This is a genomic window from Silicimonas algicola, from assembly GCF_003970735.1.
Classification (GTDB): Bacteria; Pseudomonadota; Alphaproteobacteria; order Rhodobacterales; family Rhodobacteraceae; genus Silicimonas; species Silicimonas algicola.
Genome location: NZ_CP034588.1, coordinates 4,077,598 through 4,092,472 on the forward strand (window position 1 = coordinate 4,077,598; position 14,875 = coordinate 4,092,472).

Annotated in this window: 22 protein-coding genes; 1 reads left to right on the forward strand and 21 read right to left on the reverse strand. The window is 64.1% G+C overall.

Annotated features, from left to right (window positions below; all coding sequences use genetic code 11):
* Positions 1-3: 3 nt before the first annotated feature.
* The 15 genes from rplF to rplB all read right to left on the reverse strand — a co-directional run bounded on the left by rplF (position 4) and on the right by rplB (position 7,258).
* The gene (gene rplF / locus EF888_RS20200; protein WP_109760341.1) at positions 4-537 is read right to left on the reverse strand and encodes a 50S ribosomal protein L6; all 534 of its coding nucleotides are present in this window, start codon (positions 535-537) and stop codon (positions 4-6) included.
* A gap of 10 nt (positions 538-547) precedes the next feature.
* Positions 548-940 (reverse strand): 30S ribosomal protein S8, encoded by a 393-nt coding sequence (gene rpsH / locus EF888_RS20205; protein ID WP_109760340.1) that lies wholly within the window; start codon positions 938-940, stop codon positions 548-550.
* Positions 941-952: 12 nt separating this feature from the next.
* Positions 953-1,258, reverse strand: coding sequence for a 30S ribosomal protein S14 (gene rpsN / locus EF888_RS20210; RefSeq protein WP_109760339.1), 306 nt, complete (start codon positions 1,256-1,258; stop codon positions 953-955).
* A gap of 18 nt (positions 1,259-1,276) precedes the next feature.
* Positions 1,277-1,840, reverse strand: coding sequence for a 50S ribosomal protein L5 (gene rplE / locus EF888_RS20215; protein ID WP_109760338.1), 564 nt, complete (start codon positions 1,838-1,840; stop codon positions 1,277-1,279).
* Positions 1,840-2,145, reverse strand: coding sequence for a 50S ribosomal protein L24 (gene rplX / locus EF888_RS20220; RefSeq protein WP_109760337.1), 306 nt, complete (start codon positions 2,143-2,145; stop codon positions 1,840-1,842). Before rplX ends, rplE begins: the two co-directional genes overlap by 1 nt.
* 1 nt (position 2,146) lies before the next feature.
* Positions 2,147-2,515, reverse strand: coding sequence for a 50S ribosomal protein L14 (gene rplN, locus EF888_RS20225; RefSeq protein WP_109760336.1), 369 nt, complete (start codon positions 2,513-2,515; stop codon positions 2,147-2,149).
* A gap of 78 nt (positions 2,516-2,593) precedes the next feature.
* Positions 2,594-2,824: a 30S ribosomal protein S17 gene (gene rpsQ / locus EF888_RS20230; protein WP_109760335.1), complete on the reverse strand. Its 231-nt coding sequence runs from the start codon at positions 2,822-2,824 to the stop codon at positions 2,594-2,596.
* Between the two features lie 4 nt (positions 2,825-2,828).
* Positions 2,829-3,038 carry a 50S ribosomal protein L29 gene (gene rpmC, locus EF888_RS20235; protein ID WP_109760334.1) on the reverse strand — a complete coding sequence of 70 codons (210 nt, stop codon included), beginning with the start codon at positions 3,036-3,038 and terminating at the stop codon, positions 2,829-2,831.
* A 144-nt stretch (positions 3,039-3,182) separates the two neighbouring features.
* Complete coding sequence (locus EF888_RS20240; RefSeq protein WP_109760333.1) at positions 3,183-3,791, reverse strand: 2OG-Fe(II) oxygenase family protein; 609 nt, start codon at positions 3,789-3,791, stop codon at positions 3,183-3,185.
* Positions 3,792-3,913: 122 nt separating this feature from the next.
* The gene (locus EF888_RS20245; RefSeq protein WP_109760332.1) at positions 3,914-4,372 is read right to left on the reverse strand and encodes a hypothetical protein; all 459 of its coding nucleotides are present in this window, start codon (positions 4,370-4,372) and stop codon (positions 3,914-3,916) included.
* A gap of 231 nt (positions 4,373-4,603) precedes the next feature.
* Positions 4,604-5,017: a 50S ribosomal protein L16 gene (rplP, locus tag EF888_RS20250; protein ID WP_109760331.1), complete on the reverse strand. Its 414-nt coding sequence runs from the start codon at positions 5,015-5,017 to the stop codon at positions 4,604-4,606.
* 13 nt (positions 5,018-5,030) lie between these two features.
* Entirely contained in the window at positions 5,031-5,753 is a 723-nt protein-coding gene (gene rpsC, locus EF888_RS20255; protein WP_109760330.1) for a 30S ribosomal protein S3, read from the reverse strand.
* The gene (rplV, locus tag EF888_RS20260) at positions 5,753-6,133 is read right to left on the reverse strand and encodes a 50S ribosomal protein L22 (RefSeq protein WP_109760329.1); all 381 of its coding nucleotides are present in this window, start codon (positions 6,131-6,133) and stop codon (positions 5,753-5,755) included. The genes rpsC and rplV overlap by 1 nt, the downstream gene beginning before the upstream one ends.
* 3 nt (positions 6,134-6,136) lie before the next feature.
* The gene (gene rpsS / locus EF888_RS20265) at positions 6,137-6,415 is read right to left on the reverse strand and encodes a 30S ribosomal protein S19 (protein ID WP_109760328.1); all 279 of its coding nucleotides are present in this window, start codon (positions 6,413-6,415) and stop codon (positions 6,137-6,139) included.
* A gap of 3 nt (positions 6,416-6,418) precedes the next feature.
* The gene (rplB, locus tag EF888_RS20270) at positions 6,419-7,258 is read right to left on the reverse strand and encodes a 50S ribosomal protein L2 (protein ID WP_109760327.1); all 840 of its coding nucleotides are present in this window, start codon (positions 7,256-7,258) and stop codon (positions 6,419-6,421) included.
* A 311-nt stretch (positions 7,259-7,569) separates the two neighbouring features.
* Here rplB and EF888_RS20275 point away from each other — a divergent pair, with 311 nt between their 5' ends.
* Entirely contained in the window at positions 7,570-9,162 is a 1,593-nt protein-coding gene (locus EF888_RS20275; protein WP_164721771.1) for a serine/threonine protein kinase, read from the forward strand.
* 81 nt (positions 9,163-9,243) lie between these two features.
* On the opposite strand, the gene EF888_RS20280 is transcribed toward EF888_RS20275, so the two are convergent.
* The 6 genes from EF888_RS20280 to fusA all read right to left on the reverse strand — a co-directional run bounded on the left by EF888_RS20280 (position 9,244) and on the right by fusA (position 14,859).
* Entirely contained in the window at positions 9,244-9,540 is a 297-nt protein-coding gene (locus EF888_RS20280) for a 50S ribosomal protein L23 (protein ID WP_109760325.1), read from the reverse strand.
* The gene (gene rplD / locus EF888_RS20285) at positions 9,537-10,154 is read right to left on the reverse strand and encodes a 50S ribosomal protein L4 (protein WP_109760324.1); all 618 of its coding nucleotides are present in this window, start codon (positions 10,152-10,154) and stop codon (positions 9,537-9,539) included. The genes EF888_RS20280 and rplD overlap by 4 nt, the downstream gene beginning before the upstream one ends.
* Positions 10,151-11,035 carry a 50S ribosomal protein L3 gene (rplC, locus tag EF888_RS20290; protein ID WP_109760323.1) on the reverse strand — a complete coding sequence of 295 codons (885 nt, stop codon included), beginning with the start codon at positions 11,033-11,035 and terminating at the stop codon, positions 10,151-10,153. Before rplC ends, rplD begins: the two co-directional genes overlap by 4 nt.
* Positions 11,036-11,048: 13 nt before the next feature.
* Complete coding sequence (gene rpsJ, locus EF888_RS20295; protein WP_109760496.1) at positions 11,049-11,357, reverse strand: 30S ribosomal protein S10; 309 nt, start codon at positions 11,355-11,357, stop codon at positions 11,049-11,051.
* A 118-nt stretch (positions 11,358-11,475) separates the two neighbouring features.
* A complete protein-coding gene (gene tuf, locus EF888_RS20300; protein WP_126918621.1) occupies positions 11,476-12,651 on the reverse strand; it encodes an elongation factor Tu in 1,176 nt (391 codons plus the stop codon).
* An 84-nt stretch (positions 12,652-12,735) separates the two neighbouring features.
* Complete coding sequence (gene fusA / locus EF888_RS20305; protein ID WP_109759033.1) at positions 12,736-14,859, reverse strand: elongation factor G; 2,124 nt, start codon at positions 14,857-14,859, stop codon at positions 12,736-12,738.
* Between the last annotated feature and the right edge of the window lie 16 nt (positions 14,860-14,875).

The window sequence follows — 14,875 nt, forward strand, 5'->3', positions numbered from 1 at the left end:
TCCTTACTTCTTCTTGCCTTCCTTGCGGAAGATGTACTCGTCCTTGTACTTGATCCCCTTGCCCTTGTAGGGCTCGGGACCACGCCATTCGCGGATATTGGCCGCGACCTGGCCGACGAGCTGCTGGTCGGTTCCCTCGACGACGATCTCGGTGAGCTTCGGGGTCGTGACGGTCACACCCTCCGGCACCTCGAAGTTGACGTCGTGGCTGTAGCCGAGGTTCAGGGTCAGCTTGCTGCCCTGGGCCTGGGCCCGATAGCCCACGCCGTTGATCTCGAGCTCACGCTTGAAGCCCGTGGTGACGCCGGTCACGAGGTTGGCGACCATGGTGCGGGACATGCCCCACTGCTGACGCGCCCGCTTGGACGTGCCGCGAGGGGTCACGTTGACCGCCCCATCCTCGACGACGAGGCTGACGTCGTCGGTCGCCGTGAACTGGCGCTGGCCCTTCGGACCCTTGACGGTCACCGTCTGGCCCGAGATCGAAGCTTCGACCCCTGACGGCAGCGCGACCGGTTTCTTGCCGATACGAGACATTGCGCTCTCCTCAGAACACGGTGCAGAGGACTTCGCCGCCGACATTGGCATGGCGAGCCGACGCATCCGACATCACGCCGCGGGGCGTGGAGACGATGGAGACACCCAGACCCTGACGCACCTGCGGGATGTCGCTGACGGACATGTACACGCGGCGGCCGGGCTTCGAGACGCGCTTCAGCTCGCGAATGACGGGCTGACCCTCGTAGTACTTGAGGGAGATCTCGATGGCCGGGTGGCCCTTGGTGTCGGTGGTCTCTTCGTAGCCGCGGATGTAGCCCTCGTCCGCAAGGACGTCGAGCACCCACTTCCGCAGCTTGGAGGCCGGGGTGACGGTGGTTGATTTGCCGCGCATCTGGGCGTTCCGGATGCGGGTCAGCATATCGCCGAGAGGATCGTTCATTTCATCTCCTCCTTACCAGCTCGACTTGACCAGGCCGGGGATCTGGCCCTGCTGGCCCAGTTCCCGCAGCGCGATCCGCGACATTTTCAGCTTGCGGTAGTAGGCGTGCGGACGCCCCGTGAGCTGGCAGCGGTTGTGCAGGCGCGTCGCCGACGAGTTGCGCGGTAGGTCGGCCAGCTTGAGGCTGGCCTTGAAGCGCTCTTCGACGGATTTCGACTGGTCACTGACGATCGCTTTCAGAGACGCGCGCTTGGCGGCGTATTGCTCGACCAGGCGCTGGCGCTTCTTTTCGCGTTCGATCATGGATTTCTTTGCCATGTCTCTATTCTCCCAGGCTCAGCTGTTGAACGGCATGTTGAAAAGCTTCAACAGCGCCTTGGCTTCCGCATCCGACTTGGCGTCGGTGCAGATGATGATGTCCATGCCCCAGACCTCGTCGACCTTGTCGAAGTCGATCTCGGGGAACACGATGTGCTCTTTCAGGCCCATGGCATAGTTGCCGCGGCCGTCGAACGACGAACCCTTCACGCCGCGGAAGTCGCGGACGCGCGGAAGGGCGACGGTGATCAGGCGGTCGAAGAAGTCGTACATCCTGTCGCCGCGAAGCGTCACCTTGGCGCCGAGGGGCATCCCCTCGCGGACCCGGAAGCCGGCGATCGACTTCTTGGCCTTGGTGATGACGGCCCTTTGACCGGTGATGGTCGTGAGGTCGTCGGCGGCCGACTTGGCTTTCTTCGAGTCGCGAACGGCCTCGGTTCCGGCGCCGATGTTCAGGACGATCTTCTCGAGGCGCGGGATCTGCATGTCGTTCTTGTAGCCAAACTCCTCCTTCAGAGCCGGCCGGACGGTGTCCCGGTAGTGTGCCTTGAGGCGCGGGGTGTATTGAGCGGTGTCGAGCATCAGATCGCATCTCCCGTGGTCTTGGCGAAGCGGACCTTCTTGCCGTCCTCGACCTTGAAGCCGACGCGGGTCGCCTTGCCGTTGCCGTCGAGCAGCGCCAGGTTCGACAGGTCGATCGGCATCGCTTTAGGCTGGCGGCCGCCCTGGCTGTTCGGGCTCTGGCGGACGTGGCGGATGGCGATGTTCACGCCGTCGACGATGGCCTTGTTGTCCTTGGGCATGACGCGGGTGATCTCACCCTCCTTGCCCTTGTCCTTGCCGGCCAGCACGACGACCTTGTCGCCCTTCTTGAGTTTAGCGGCCATCTTACAGCACCTCCGGGGCGAGCGAGATGATCTTCATGAAGTTCTTCGCCCGCAGTTCGCGCACGACCGGCCCGAAGATACGGGTGCCGACGGGCTCGTTCTGGTTGTTGAGGATGACGGCGGCGTTGCGATCGAAACGGATCGACGTGCCGTCCTCGCGGCGGACTTCCTTGGCGGTGCGCACGACGACGGCCTTGCGGACGTCGCCCTTCTTCACGCGGCCGCGCGGGATGGCTTCCTTGACGGAGACGACGATGATGTCTCCGACCGACGCATAGCGGCGGTGCGAACCACCCAGGACCTTGATGCACTGAACCCGGCGGGCGCCGGAGTTGTCAGCGACATCCAGATTGGTCTGCATCTGGATCATTTGGTTTCTCCCGACTTCCGGAGCCGCCTTGTCAGGACATCGACCCCGGGGTTTCGATATGTGTGGAGGGTGAGCGCCTTATTCGGCGATCACCTCCCAGCGCTTGGTCTTCGAGATGGGGGCACATTCCTGGATGCGAACCATGTCGCCCACCTTGAATTGGTCATTCGCGTCGTGTGCGCGATACTTCTTGGATTTCCGGACCGTCTTGTGGAGGAGCGGATGCTTGAAGCGACGCTCGACCGACACGGTGACGGTCTGGGCGTTGGCGTTCGAGGTGACGACGCCTTGAAGGATACGCTTGGGCATGGGCTCAGGCCTCCGACGCGGCGGCTGCGGCCGCCTTCTGGTTCAGTATGGTCTTCACGCGCGCAACGTTGCGGCGCACCTGGCGCATCCGCGCGGTGCTTTCGAGCTGGTTGGTGGCCTGCTGGAAGCGGAGGTTGAACGCCTCCTTCTTCAGTTTGGCCAACTCGTCGCGAAGCTGGTCGGGAGTCTTGTCCCGCAGTTCCTTGGCGTTCATCGCCTTCTTCCTTTCAACATCACCGGCGGGCCGCTGTCCGCGTCACCCCGATTCCGGTGGAGGTCCTTAGGTGAAGGCTGCCGTCTAAAGGGCATCGTCTTGGAAGGCAAGCCCTGTTTCGCGCTTTTGCGAAGGGCGTTACGCCTAGCTGTCCCAGCGGTAGTTGAAGCTGACGCTGATGCGCTCGTCCTCGGACATGTTCATCGGCACCTCGTGGCGCAGCCAGCTTTCCCAGAGGAGGACGTCGCCGACCTGCGGCCTGACGTAGACGAAGGTCTTCAGGTCCTCGGGCGCGTCCTTCCGGCGGGGCGGAGCCGCCATCATCATCGGCAGGCGCGGGTCCTCCAATTTCAGAGCGGAGGCGCCCTCGGGCATGGCGACATAGGTCGTGCCCGAGATGACGCTGTGCGGGTGGATGTGCGCGGTGTGGATGCCGCCCTCGGGCAGGATGTTGATCCAGATATCCTCGAGCACCAGCTTGCCGCCGCCGAGGTCGAAGGCCAGTTCCTCGGCGAAAACCGCGACGTGGCGGTCGAGGTCCTTGACCACGTCGGCGAAGATCGGGAAGCGCCAGGGAAGGTCGCTGAGGCTCGCGTAGCTGGTGTAGCCGGGATAGCCCTCGGCCTCGCACCACGCCTGGCCGGCCTCGTCGTCGCCTGCGATGGAGAGGCAGGAGGCTTCCAGCTCGGCCGGGTCGATGCCGGTCAGGCGGGAATGGTAGAGGCGGGTGGCGAAGAGGCTGCGGGTGGTCATGGGCCGGGTTTAGCAGACCTCGGGTGCGTTGACAGTACCTTCGCCTAAGTCGTCGTAGCCACCTTGTCCCGCGATGTGCTGATATCCGGTGTTATGGCAAAGTGCCTGGGCGATCCATCCTGCTAGTCGAATTTCAGCGAACGCCACATCCCGTCTATATTAATCATCATAACTTTATCTTCATCGTATGCTATTATTGCCCTGAAAGTCCCGTCCGGCCCGCCAGGAACGCGAACTAACCCGATCAGGCGATCTGAGTTGTCGACCTTAAACACCAATCCATCTCTGCCATCAGGCCCTCCGCCCTCCACACTTATCGTGCTGAAATCATCGCCAAGGCCCTCAAAGTCCGAAGCGAGTTGATCTGCATTGAAATCACGGGCACTGGCTGCTCGACGTAGAATTTCCCTTTCAACAAGGTCCTGCACCTGCCGGTCGCTCGTGACGGACCTGTACTCCTCGGCATCCATGGGGATGCCAGTCGCACTCGTCTCCTTGAGGCTTGGTGAAAGCGCCGACAGAGTGCCAGCAGCGGGTAGCAGGGCGATAAGAGCCAGCGCGAAAAGTATCTTTGGGTTCAATGGCCCTGCTCCTTATCCACAGGATCCAGGACCTCAACAAGGACCGCGGCTGGATCGAACATCATGTGACAATACATGTTTCTCGATCGTTCGGGAATCTCGAGGGATGAATCCCTCACGCCAAAAGGAAAGGGCGGGGTGAACCCCGCCCTGCCATTCTTCCTCAACCGGGTGCGGCCCGCGAGAAATCTTCGATTTCTCGCTACACCGCATGCGGCGGCGAAGCCGCCGTCACCAGTCTTCCCGAGCGATCGTCCTGGTCTTGATCGGCAGCTTCATCGCGGCGAGGCGCAGGGCTTCGCGCGCGATGGCGTCGTTGACGCCGTCGAGTTCGAACATGACGCGGCCCGGCTTGACCTTGCAGGCCCAGCGGTCGACCGAGCCCTTGCCCTTGCCCATCCGGACCTCGATCGGCTTGGCCGAGATCGGGGTGTCGGGGAAGATCCGGATCCAGACCTTGCCCTGACGCTTCATGTGACGCGTCATGGCGCGGCGCGCGGCTTCGATCTGGCGGGCTGTGACCCGCTCGGGCTCGAGAGCCTTCAGGCCGTAGGTGCCGAAGGACAGGTCAGACCCGCCCTTGGCCTCGCCGTGGATGCGGCCCTTGTGGGCCTTGCGGAACTTGGTGCGCTTTGGTTGCAGCATCTTCTTTCACTCCCTAGCGGTCGCGGTCGCGACGTCCGCCGCCGGCGCCACGGGGGGCGGGGCCCTCCTGCAACTCCTGCTGGCGCCGGTCGCGGGCCTGCGGATCGTGGTCCATGATCTCGCCCTTGAAGATCCAGACCTTGATTCCGATGATGCCGTAAGGCGTCTTCGCCTCGGCAAGGGCATAGTCGATGTCGGCGCGCAGCGTGTGCAGCGGCACGCGACCCTCGCGGTACCATTCGGTCCGCGCGATCTCGGCGCCGCCGAGGCGGCCCGCGACGTTGACGCGAATGCCGAGGGCACCCATGCGCATCGCGTTCTGCACCGACCGCTTCATCGCGCGGCGGAAAGACACGCGACGCTCGAGCTGCTGGGCGATGGATTCGGCCACCAGCGCGGAATCGAGTTCGGGCTTCCGGACCTCGACGATGTTCAGGTGCAGGTCGCTGTCGGTCATCTTGGCAAGCTTCTTGCGGAGCGTCTCGATGTCCGCGCCCTTCTTGCCGATGATGACGCCCGGGCGGGCCGTGTGGATCGTGACGCGGCACTTGCGGTGCGGACGTTCGATGATCACGCGGCTGATGCCGGCCTGCTTGCACTCTTCCTTGATGAACTTGCGCATGGCGATGTCCTCAAGAAGAAGATCGCCGTATTCCTTCGTGTCGGCGTACCAGCGGCTGTCCCAGGTCCGGTTGACCTGAAGCCGCATCCCGACGGGGTTTACCTTGTGACCCATTAGGCTTGCTCCTCGACCTGGCGGACCTTGATGGTGAGTTCAGAGAACGGCTTGTTGATCCGGCCGAACCGGCCCCGCGCCCGCGGACGGCCGCGCTTCATCACGAGGTTCTTGCCGACGTAGGCTTCCGCCACGACCAGCTCGTCCACGTCCAGGTTGTGGTTGTTCTCGGCGTTGGCGATGGCGGACTGAAGGCACTTCTTCACGTCGCCCGCGATGCGGCGCTTCGAGAAGGTCAGGTCCGACAGGGCCTTTTCCACCTTCTTGCCGCGGATCATCGCCGCCACCAGGTTCAGCTTCTGCGGCGAGGTGCGCAGCATGCGCGTCTTCGCCATCGCCTCGTTGTCCGCCACGCGGCGAGGATTCTTTTCCTTGCTCATGGCTTACTTCCTCTTCGCTTTCTTGTCGGCCGCGTGACCGTAGTAGGTCCGCGTCGGCGCGTATTCACCGAACTTCTGGCCAATCATGTCCTCGGAGACGTTCACCGGGATGTGCTTCTGGCCATTGTAGACGCCGAAGGTGAGGCCGACGAATTGCGGCAGGATGGTCGAACGGCGCGACCAAATCTTGATGACTTCATTGCGGCCCGATTCCCGCGACTTCTCGGCTTTCTTCAGCACGTAGGCGTCGACGAAGGGGCCCTTCCAAACAGAACGTGACATGGATTAGCGGCCTTTCCTGGCATTGCGCGAGCGGATGATCAGCTTCTGCGACGCCTTGTTCTTGTTCCGGGTCTTGCGGCCCTTGGTGTCCTTGCCCCAGGGCGTGACCGGCGTCCGGCCGCCCGAGGTGCGGCCTTCGCCGCCGCCGTGCGGGTGGTCGATCGGGTTCATCGCGACACCGCGGACCGAGGGACGCTTGCCGTAGTGGCGGTTGCGTCCGGCCTTGCCGAGGTTCTGGTTCGAGTTGTCGGGGTTCGACACCGCGCCCACGGTCGCCATGCATTCCTGGCGCACGAGGCGAAGCTCGCCCGAGGAGAGCCGGATCTGGGCATAGCCGCCGTCACGGCCGACGAACTGGGCGTAGGTGCCCGCGGCGCGCGCGATCTGGCCGCCCTTGCCGGGCTTCAGCTCGATGTTGTGGACGATGGTGCCGATGGGCATTCCGGTGAAGGGCATCGCGTTGCCAGGCTTCACGTCGACCTTGACGCCCGCGACGATCTTGTCGCCGACGCCCAGGCGCTGCGGCGCGAGGATATAGGCTTGCTCACCGTCGGTGTACTGGATCAGCGCGATGAAGGCGGTGCGGTTGGGATCGTATTCGATCCGCGCCACGACGGCGTCCATGTCGCGCTTGCCACGCTTGAAGTCGACGATGCGGTACAGCCGCTTCGCCCCGCCGCCTTTGCGGCGCATCGTGATCCGTCCGGTGTTGTTCCGGCCGCCTTTCTTGGTCAGTCCCTCGGTGAGGGCCTTGACCGGGCGTCCTTTCCAAAGCTCCGAACGGTCGATCAGAACCAGCCCGCGCTGGCCAGGCGTCGTCGGTTTATACGACTTGAGTGCCATGCTTTCTGTCTTCCGTCAGCTTTGCAGGGCTTGGCGCCCCGCTATGTATGGGCCCACCGGTCTAAGTCGGGCGGGCCGGGGTATAGGGCCCCGTAGGTCCCCGGTTGAGATTGGGTTTCCCCAAAAAAGCGCACCCCGGACGAATCCGGGGCGACTTGAGATGCGGGTGGGTAGCAGGGATGGGGATGGGTGGCAAGAGCCGCCGGCGCAGGCGTCACTCCGCATCTTCGTCCCACAATCATCTCAATGAAGTCACATTTTCGGACGAAAAGACTCGGAAAGGACAATCGGACCTCGGGGTGTTGACTGGCATGGTCGCCAACGCAGCCACGGAGGCCGCCTTCGCCGAGTATGCGCTGCCAGTAGGCGCGGTGTTATCAGATGGTCAGTTCACGATTAAAGGGCATCTCGGTGCCGGTGGCTTTGGGATAACATATACCGCCCAGGACAACGTTCTCGGGCGAACGGTCGTTCTCAAAGAGTGCTTCCCCTACGACTTCTGCATGCGCGAGCGGAATTCGGTCGTCGTGCGCAGTCACTCCTATGCGCAGCCTTTCCACCAGATCGTGTCCATGTTCATGCGCGAGGCGCGAAGCCTTGCCCGGTTGCGGCACCCGAACATCGTGGGCGTCCACGGCGCGTTCGAGGAGTTCGGCACCGCCTACATGGTGCTCGACCTGATCGAGGGCGCGGAGCTGGCCGATTTCATCCACCCGGATGGCCCGGATCTGTCGCCCGCGCGCATACGCGACATCCTGCTGAAGCTCCTCGACGCCGTCGAAGAGGTCCACACGCTGGATCTTCTGCACCGTGACATCTCGCCCGACAACATCATCATCGAAGCGTCGGGCGCCCCGGTGCTGATCGACTTCGGCGCAGCGCGCGGCGAGGCAAGCCGGCAGACCCGTGCGGTGTCGTCGCTTCTTGTCGTCAAGGACGGCTACTCGCCCCAGGAATTCTATGTCGAAGGCAGCCGGCAATCGCCTTCGAGCGACCTCTATGCGCTGGCGGCAAGCTTCTATCACCTTCTCAGTGGCGAACCTCCACCCCACAGCCAGATGCGGCTTATCGAACTGGCGGGCCGCAAGTCCGATCCCTGCAAGCCGCTGGCCGGACGCGTCGCGGGCTATGACACCGCCTTCCTCGAGGCCATCGACCGCGCCATGCAGGTCCATCCGAGCGACCGGCTCAAATCGGCGGCGCAGTGGAGGGGCCTCATCGCGGACTCCGCTGCAGGGTCGGACGTGCTGGTGAAGTCGGTCCCGCGCGTGTCGAAGACGGACGTCAGCCTCGCGTTCGAACGCTCGCTCACGCGCCTTGTCGAGGAAACCAACAAGGAAGTCAGCAAGGGCCGGACGGCCCAAATCGAGGTCGCTGCCGCCATCCCGCGTCCGCCGGAGAAGCCCTCGAAGCCGGACTGGGTCGAGGAGTTCAACCGCGACTCGACCGGCGAGACATCGGTCACGGCGCATACCCTCCGCCCGGATGTCGGGAGTGCCGACGCGCCGGGCAGCCGTCCTGAGCCCAAGATCGCGCGCACGACCAGCGAAACAAACTGGATCGAGCGGATCAATCGCCGGAATGAGCGCGAACTGCGCGAACGCGAGGCGCATCTCGGGCTGCTGCCCGATCCGGCGGCCGACCCCGACTGCCCGGTGTCCGGTCCGCCGCTCCGCACCGCCACCGACAGGGCGGACCACCGCCCTGCGCGCCGCACCGCCCCCTGGCCCACGCGCGTGGTGGCCTATGCCTGCGTGCTGACGGGGTTCGTGTTCCTGTTCGACTCGGTGTCGCCCGAAGAGCTCAGGATGACGCTCGCGGGCATCGCGGACAGTGCCCTGTCATCAGACGCCCCGGAGGACGAGCCGCGCATAATGCCTCGCCGGATCGTCATCGGACAGTAGCCGGAGCTCTCGCGCAAACGACAAGGCCCCGCCGGAGCGGGGCCTCGGGGATTGTCTCTGGCGGAGGTTCCCCGCCAAACCTCAGAGACCGGTCGTCACGTCGATCGTGTTGCCCTCTTCGAGCGTGACATAGGCCTTCTTAACGTCCTTCCGGGTGCCGAGGCGACCGCGGAACCGCTTGACCTTGCCCTTCGAGATCGAGGTGTTGACGGCTTTCACCTTCACACCGAAGAGACCTTCGACAGCCTCCTTGATCTGTGGCTTGGTCGAGTCGATGGCCACCTCGAAGACGACGGCGTTGTACTCGGACGCCATCGTCGATTTCTCGGTGATCAACGGCTTGCGGATCACGTCGTAATGTTCGGTCTTCACGCTCATTTCAGACGAGCCTCCAGAGCTTCGACGCCCGCCTTGGTGATCACCAGCGTGTCACTGCGGAGGATGTCGTAGACGTTCGCGCCCATGATGGGCAGGACGTCGATGCCGTTCAGGTTGGCGGCGGCGCGGGCAAAGCCCTCGTCCACTGCGGCCCCATCGATGATCAGCGTGCGCTTCCAGCCGAGGTCGCGGACCTGCTTGGCCAGCGCACCCGTCTTGCCCTCGGCCGTCGCCGCGTCGAGGATGACGAGGTTGCCGGTCGCGGCCTTCGACGACAGCGCGTGCTTCAGACCCAGAACCCGGAACTTCTTCGTCAGCTCATGAGCATGGCTGCGCGGGGTCGGGCCCTTGTAGACGCCGCCCTTTCGGAAGATCGGCGCCTTGCGCGAGCCGTGGCGTGCGCCGCCGGTACCCTTCTGGCGATAGATCTTCTTGGTCGAATAGCTGACCTCGGACCGGCCCTTCACGCTGTGCGTGCCCTGCTGGGCTTTTGCACGCTGCCAGCGGACGACGCGGTGAAGGATGTCGGCGCGGGGTTCGAGACCGAAGATCTCATCGCCCAGATCGACCGAGCCGGCCTTCCCGCCGTCCAGTTTGATCACGTCGAGTTTCATTCCTCACCGTCCTTCTTCTCGGCATCGCCCTCGGGCTGAGCCTGGTCATCGGTGTCGTTTTCCGAAGCGATCGAGGCTTCGGCATCGGCCAGCGCGGCGGCTTCCTGCGCCGCCTGCTCCTCGGCCAGGCGCTTGGCCTCGGCTTCGGCTTCGGCGGCAGCCGCTGCTGCGGCGGCCTCGGCGGCCTTCGCAGCTTCCTCAGCGGCGGACTTCAGTGCTGCCGGCAGGATCACGTTGTCGGGAACGGGCTTCTTGACCGCGTCCTTGATGGTCACCCAGCCGCCCTTCGAGCCCGGAACGGCGCCCTTGACCATGATCAGGCCACGGTCGGCGTCGGTCCGGACGACTTGCAGGTTCTGCGTGGTCACGCGGGCGGCGCCCATGTGACCGGCCATCTTCTTGCCCTTGAACACCCGTCCGGGGTCCTGGCACTGGCCGGTCGAGCCGTGCGAGCGGTGGCTGATCGACACGCCGTGCGACGCCCGAAGGCCGCCGAAGTTGTGCCGCTTCATGGCGCCCGCGAAGCCCTTGCCGATCGACGTGCCGGACACGTCGACGAACTGGCCCTCGAAGTAGTGGTTCGCGGTGATCTCCTCGCCCACGTCGATCAGGTTGTCCGGATCGACCCGGAATTCCGCGATCTTGCGCTTGGGCTCGACCTTGGCGGCGGAAAAGACGCCGCGCATGGCCTGGGAGGTCCGCTTGGCCTTCGCCGTGCCGGCGCCAAGCTGAACAGCCGAATAGCCGTCCTTCTCGGGCGTGCGGTTGGCGACGACCTGGAGACCGTCGAGTTGAAGCACGGTCACCGGGATCTGGCGGCCGTCTTCCATGAACAGGCGGGTCATGCCCACCTTCTTTGCGATAACGCCGGAGCGCAGCATGGTCGTGCCCTCCTCAGACGGAAATCTGGACGTCGACGCCGGCGGCGAGGTCGAGCTTCATCAGCGCGTCCACGGTCTGCGGCGTCGGGTCAATGATGTCGAGAAGACGCTTGTGCGTCCGGATCTCGTACTGGTCGCGCGACTTCTTGTCGATGTGCGGACCGCGGAGAACGGTGAACTTCTCGATCTTGTTCGGCATCGGGATGGGCCCGCGCACCTGGGCGCCGGTCCGCTTTGCGGTATTGACGATTTCCTGCGTCGAGGCATCCAGGACGCGGTAGTCGAAGGCCTTCAGCCTGATGCGGATGGTCTGACTGGCGATAGCCATTGTCTTTTCCTTCTGTTGAGAGGTGGAGCCCCCGGCCTCTCCGGGGGCGCCACGTCGAACCATGTGTCAGCGAGGGAGCCCGGACATGGTCCGGGACACCCATGCGATAGCCTTACGCGAGGATCTTCGAGACGACGCCCGAACCGACGGTGCGGCCGCCTTCGCGGATGGCGAAGCGCAGGCCGTCTTCCATCGCGATCGGCGCGATCAGCTCGACCGTGAACTTCAGGTTGTCGCCCGGCATCACCATCTCGGTCCCCGACGGAAGCTCCACCGTCCCGGTCACGTCCGTCGTGCGGAAGTAGAACTGCGGGCGGTAGTTCGCGAAGAACGGCGTGTGACGGCCGCCCTCGTCCTTCGTCAGGATGTAGACCTCGCACTCGAACTTCGTGTGCGGCTTCACCGAACCCGGCTTGCACAGAACCTGCCCGCGCTCCACCGCCTCGCGGTCGATGCCGCGCAGCAGCGCGCCGATGTTGTCGCCGGCCTCCCCGCGGTCGAGAAGCTTGCGGAACATCTCGACGCCCGTGCAGGTCGTCTTCTGCGTCGCCTTCAGCCCCACGATCTCGAGCTCGTCGCCCACGTTCACCACGCCGCGCTCGACCCGGCCCGTCACGACGGTGCCACGGCCAGAGATCGAGAACACGTCCTCGATCGGCATCAGGAACGGCAGGTCGATCGCGCGCTCGGGCTGCGGGATGTACTCGTCCACCGCATCCATCAGCTTCTTGATCGACTCGACCCCGATCTCGGGATCGCGGTCCTCGAGAGCGGCCAGAGCCGAACCCGCGATGATCGGGATGTCGTCGCCCGGATAGTCGTAGGCCGACAGAAGCTCGCGCACTTCCATCTCGACAAGCTCCAGAAGCTCGGCATCATCGACCTGGTCGACCTTGTTCAGGTAGACGACCAGCGCCGGAACGCCGACTTGGCGCGCCAGAAGGATGTGCTCGCGCGTCTGCGGCATCGGGCCGTCGGCCGCGTTCACCACCAGGATCGCGCCGTCCATCTGCGCGGCGCCCGTGATCATGTTCTTGACGTAGTCGGCGTGGCCCGGGCAGTCGACGTGCGCATAGTGGCGCTTGGCCGTCTCGTACTCGACGTGCGCCGTCGAGATCGTGATCCCGCGCGCCTTCTCTTCGGGTGCCGCGTCGATCTGGTCGTAGGCCTTGAACTCGCCGAACGACTTCGTCAGCGCCGCCGTCAGTGTCGTCTTGCCGTGGTCGACGTGACCGATCGTGCCGATGTTGCAGTGCGGCTTCGCGCGGTTGAACTTTTCCTTGCCCATCTCTGGTTCCTTTTTGTCTCACGGTGCGTGCGTGGCACGCACCCTACAGGGTGGTAGGGTGCGTGGTTTCCCACGCACCGCGGGTTATGCGTACTTGGACTGGATCTCTTCCGAGATGTTCTGCGGAACGGCTTCGTAGTGGTCGAACTGCATCGTGAACTGTGCCCGTCCCGAGGACATCGAGCGCAGGTTCGAGACGTAGCCGAACATGTTGGCCAGCGGTACCATGCAGTTGATGACGTTCGCGTTGCCGCGGCTGTCCTGGCCCTGCACCATCCCGCGACGGGAGGTCAGGTCGCCGATGATGTTGCCCGTGTATTCCTCGGGCGTCACGACCTCGACCTTCATGATCGGCTCGAGCAGCTTGGCGCCGGCCTTCTTCATGCCTTCGCGCATGCACATCCGCGAGGCGATCTCGAAGGCGAGAACCGAGGAGTCCACGTCGTGGAACTTGCCGTCAACGAGCGCCACCTTGAAGTCGATGACCGGGAAGCCCGCCAGCGGACCCGAGTCCATGACCGACTTGATGCCCTTCTCGACGCCAGGGACGTATTCCTTCGGAACCGTACCGCCGACGATGCGGCTTTCGAACGAATAGCCTTCGCCCGGCGCGGTCGGCGAGATCTCGAGCTGGACCTCGGCGAACTGACCCGAACCACCCGACTGCTTCTTGTGGGTGTAGGTGTGGTTCACCTGCTTCGAGATCGTTTCGCGATAAGCGACCTGCGGCGCGCCGATGTTGGCGTCCACCTTGAACTCGCGGCGCAGACGGTCGACGAGAATGTCGAGGTGAAGCTCGCCCATGCCCTTCATGATCGTCTGGCCCGACTCGATGTCGGTCTCGACGCGGAAGGACGGATCCTCGGCGGCAAGACGCTGGAGACCGGCAGACATCTTCTCCTGGTCGGCCTTCGTCTTGGGCTCGATCGCGATCTCGATGACGGGATCGGGGAAGGTCATGGTTTCCAGCACGACCGGCTTCGAGCCGTCGCACAGGGTATCGCCCGTGGTCGTGTCCTTCAGACCGGCCAGCGCGATGATGTCTCCGGCGAAGGCTTCGTCGATCTCTTCCTGCTTGTTCGAGTGCATCATGACCATGCGGCCGACGCGCTCTTTCCGACCCTTGGTCGAGTTCAGGAGCTGGTCGCCCTTCTTGAGCTGACCCGAGTAGACCCGCGTGAAGGTCAGCGAACCCATGAAGGGGTCGTTCATGATCTTGAACGCAAGACCAGAGAACGGCTCGGAGTCATCGGCGTGACGCTCGATGTTCCGGGTCTCGGTCTCGTCATCCGGCAGGAAGCCGACGTAGGCCGGAACGTCCAGCGGACCGGGCAGGAAGTCGACGACGGCGTTGAGCAAGGGCTGGACGCCCTTGTTCTTGAACGCCGAGCCACCGAGCACGGGGACGAACGACAGGTTCAGCGTGCCCTTGCGGACCAGCTTGCGCAGGGTCACCTCGTCGGGCTCCTCGCCCTCGAGATAGGCCTCCATCGCGGTGTCGTCCTGCTCGACGGCGTTCTCGATCAGGTTCGAGCGCCACTCGTCGGCGAGGTCCTTCAGGCTGTCGCGGATCGGCTTGCGCACCCAGGACGCGCCCAGGTCTTCGCCTTCCCAGACCCACTCTTCCATGGTGATCAGGTCGACGATGCCTTCGAGCTTGTCTTCGGCGCCGATCGGGAAGTTGACCGGAACCGGGATCGCGCCCGTGCGGTCCTTGATCATCTTCACGCAGTTGAAGAAGTCCGCGCCGATCTTGTCCATCTTGTTGACGAACACCATCCGCGGAACCTTGTAGCGGTCGGCCTGGCGCCAGACGGTCTCGGTCTGGGGCTCAACGCCCGCGTTGCCGTCGAGAAGCGCCACGGCACCGTCGAGCACGGCGAGCGAACGCTCGACCTCGATGGTGAAGTCGACGTGTCCCGGGGTGTCGATGATGTTGAAGCGGTACTTCGTGTCGGACGTGCCCTCGGCGGTCGGATCCTCCTGGCGCTGCCAGAAGGTGGTCGTCGCGGCGGAGGTGATGGTGATCCCGCGCTCCTGCTCCTGCTCCATCCAGTCCATGGTCGCGGCGCCGTCATGGACTTCGCCGATCTTGTAGGACTTCCCGGTATAGAACAGGATGCGCTCGGTCGTCGTGGTCTTGCCGGCGTCGATGTGCGCCATGATCCCGAAGTTGCGGTAGCGCTGAAGCGGATATTGGCGGGCCATCTGCCTGCTCCTTGAC

Excerpts from the sequence above, each read along its gene's own strand:
- rplF (WP_109760341.1), bottom strand. The coding sequence starts at position 537 with ATGTCTCGTATCGGCAAGAAACCGGTCGCGCTGCCGTCAGGGGTCGAA.
- rpsH (WP_109760340.1), bottom strand. The coding sequence starts at position 940 with ATGAACGATCCTCTCGGCGATATGCTGACCCGCATCCGGAACGCCCAG.
- rpsN (WP_109760339.1), bottom strand. The coding sequence starts at position 1,258 with ATGGCAAAGAAATCCATGATCGAACGCGAAAAGAAGCGCCAGCGCCTG.
- rplE (WP_109760338.1), bottom strand. The coding sequence starts at position 1,840 with ATGCTCGACACCGCTCAATACACCCCGCGCCTCAAGGCACACTACCGG.
- rplX (WP_109760337.1), bottom strand. The coding sequence starts at position 2,145 with ATGGCCGCTAAACTCAAGAAGGGCGACAAGGTCGTCGTGCTGGCCGGC.
- rplN (WP_109760336.1), bottom strand. The coding sequence starts at position 2,515 with ATGATCCAGATGCAGACCAATCTGGATGTCGCTGACAACTCCGGCGCC.
- rpsQ (WP_109760335.1), bottom strand. The coding sequence starts at position 2,824 with ATGCCCAAGCGTATCCTTCAAGGCGTCGTCACCTCGAACGCCAACGCC.
- rpmC (WP_109760334.1), bottom strand. The coding sequence starts at position 3,038 with ATGAACGCCAAGGAACTGCGGGACAAGACTCCCGACCAGCTTCGCGAC.
- EF888_RS20240 (WP_109760333.1), bottom strand. The coding sequence starts at position 3,791 with ATGACCACCCGCAGCCTCTTCGCCACCCGCCTCTACCATTCCCGCCTG.
- rplP (WP_109760331.1), bottom strand. The coding sequence starts at position 5,017 with ATGCTGCAACCAAAGCGCACCAAGTTCCGCAAGGCCCACAAGGGCCGC.
- rpsC (WP_109760330.1), bottom strand. The coding sequence starts at position 5,753 with ATGGGTCACAAGGTAAACCCCGTCGGGATGCGGCTTCAGGTCAACCGG.
- rplV (WP_109760329.1), bottom strand. The coding sequence starts at position 6,133 with ATGAGCAAGGAAAAGAATCCTCGCCGCGTGGCGGACAACGAGGCGATG.
- rpsS (WP_109760328.1), bottom strand. The coding sequence starts at position 6,415 with ATGTCACGTTCTGTTTGGAAGGGCCCCTTCGTCGACGCCTACGTGCTG.
- rplB (WP_109760327.1), bottom strand. The coding sequence starts at position 7,258 with ATGGCACTCAAGTCGTATAAACCGACGACGCCTGGCCAGCGCGGGCTG.
- EF888_RS20275 (WP_164721771.1), top strand. The coding sequence starts at position 7,570 with ATGGTCGCCAACGCAGCCACGGAGGCCGCCTTCGCCGAGTATGCGCTG.
- EF888_RS20280 (WP_109760325.1), bottom strand. The coding sequence starts at position 9,540 with ATGAGCGTGAAGACCGAACATTACGACGTGATCCGCAAGCCGTTGATC.
- rplD (WP_109760324.1), bottom strand. The coding sequence starts at position 10,154 with ATGAAACTCGACGTGATCAAACTGGACGGCGGGAAGGCCGGCTCGGTC.
- rplC (WP_109760323.1), bottom strand. The coding sequence starts at position 11,035 with ATGCTGCGCTCCGGCGTTATCGCAAAGAAGGTGGGCATGACCCGCCTG.
- tuf (WP_126918621.1), bottom strand. The coding sequence starts at position 12,651 with ATGGGCAAGGAAAAGTTCAACCGCGCGAAGCCGCACTGCAACATCGGC.
- fusA (WP_109759033.1), bottom strand. The coding sequence starts at position 14,859 with ATGGCCCGCCAATATCCGCTTCAGCGCTACCGCAACTTCGGGATCATG.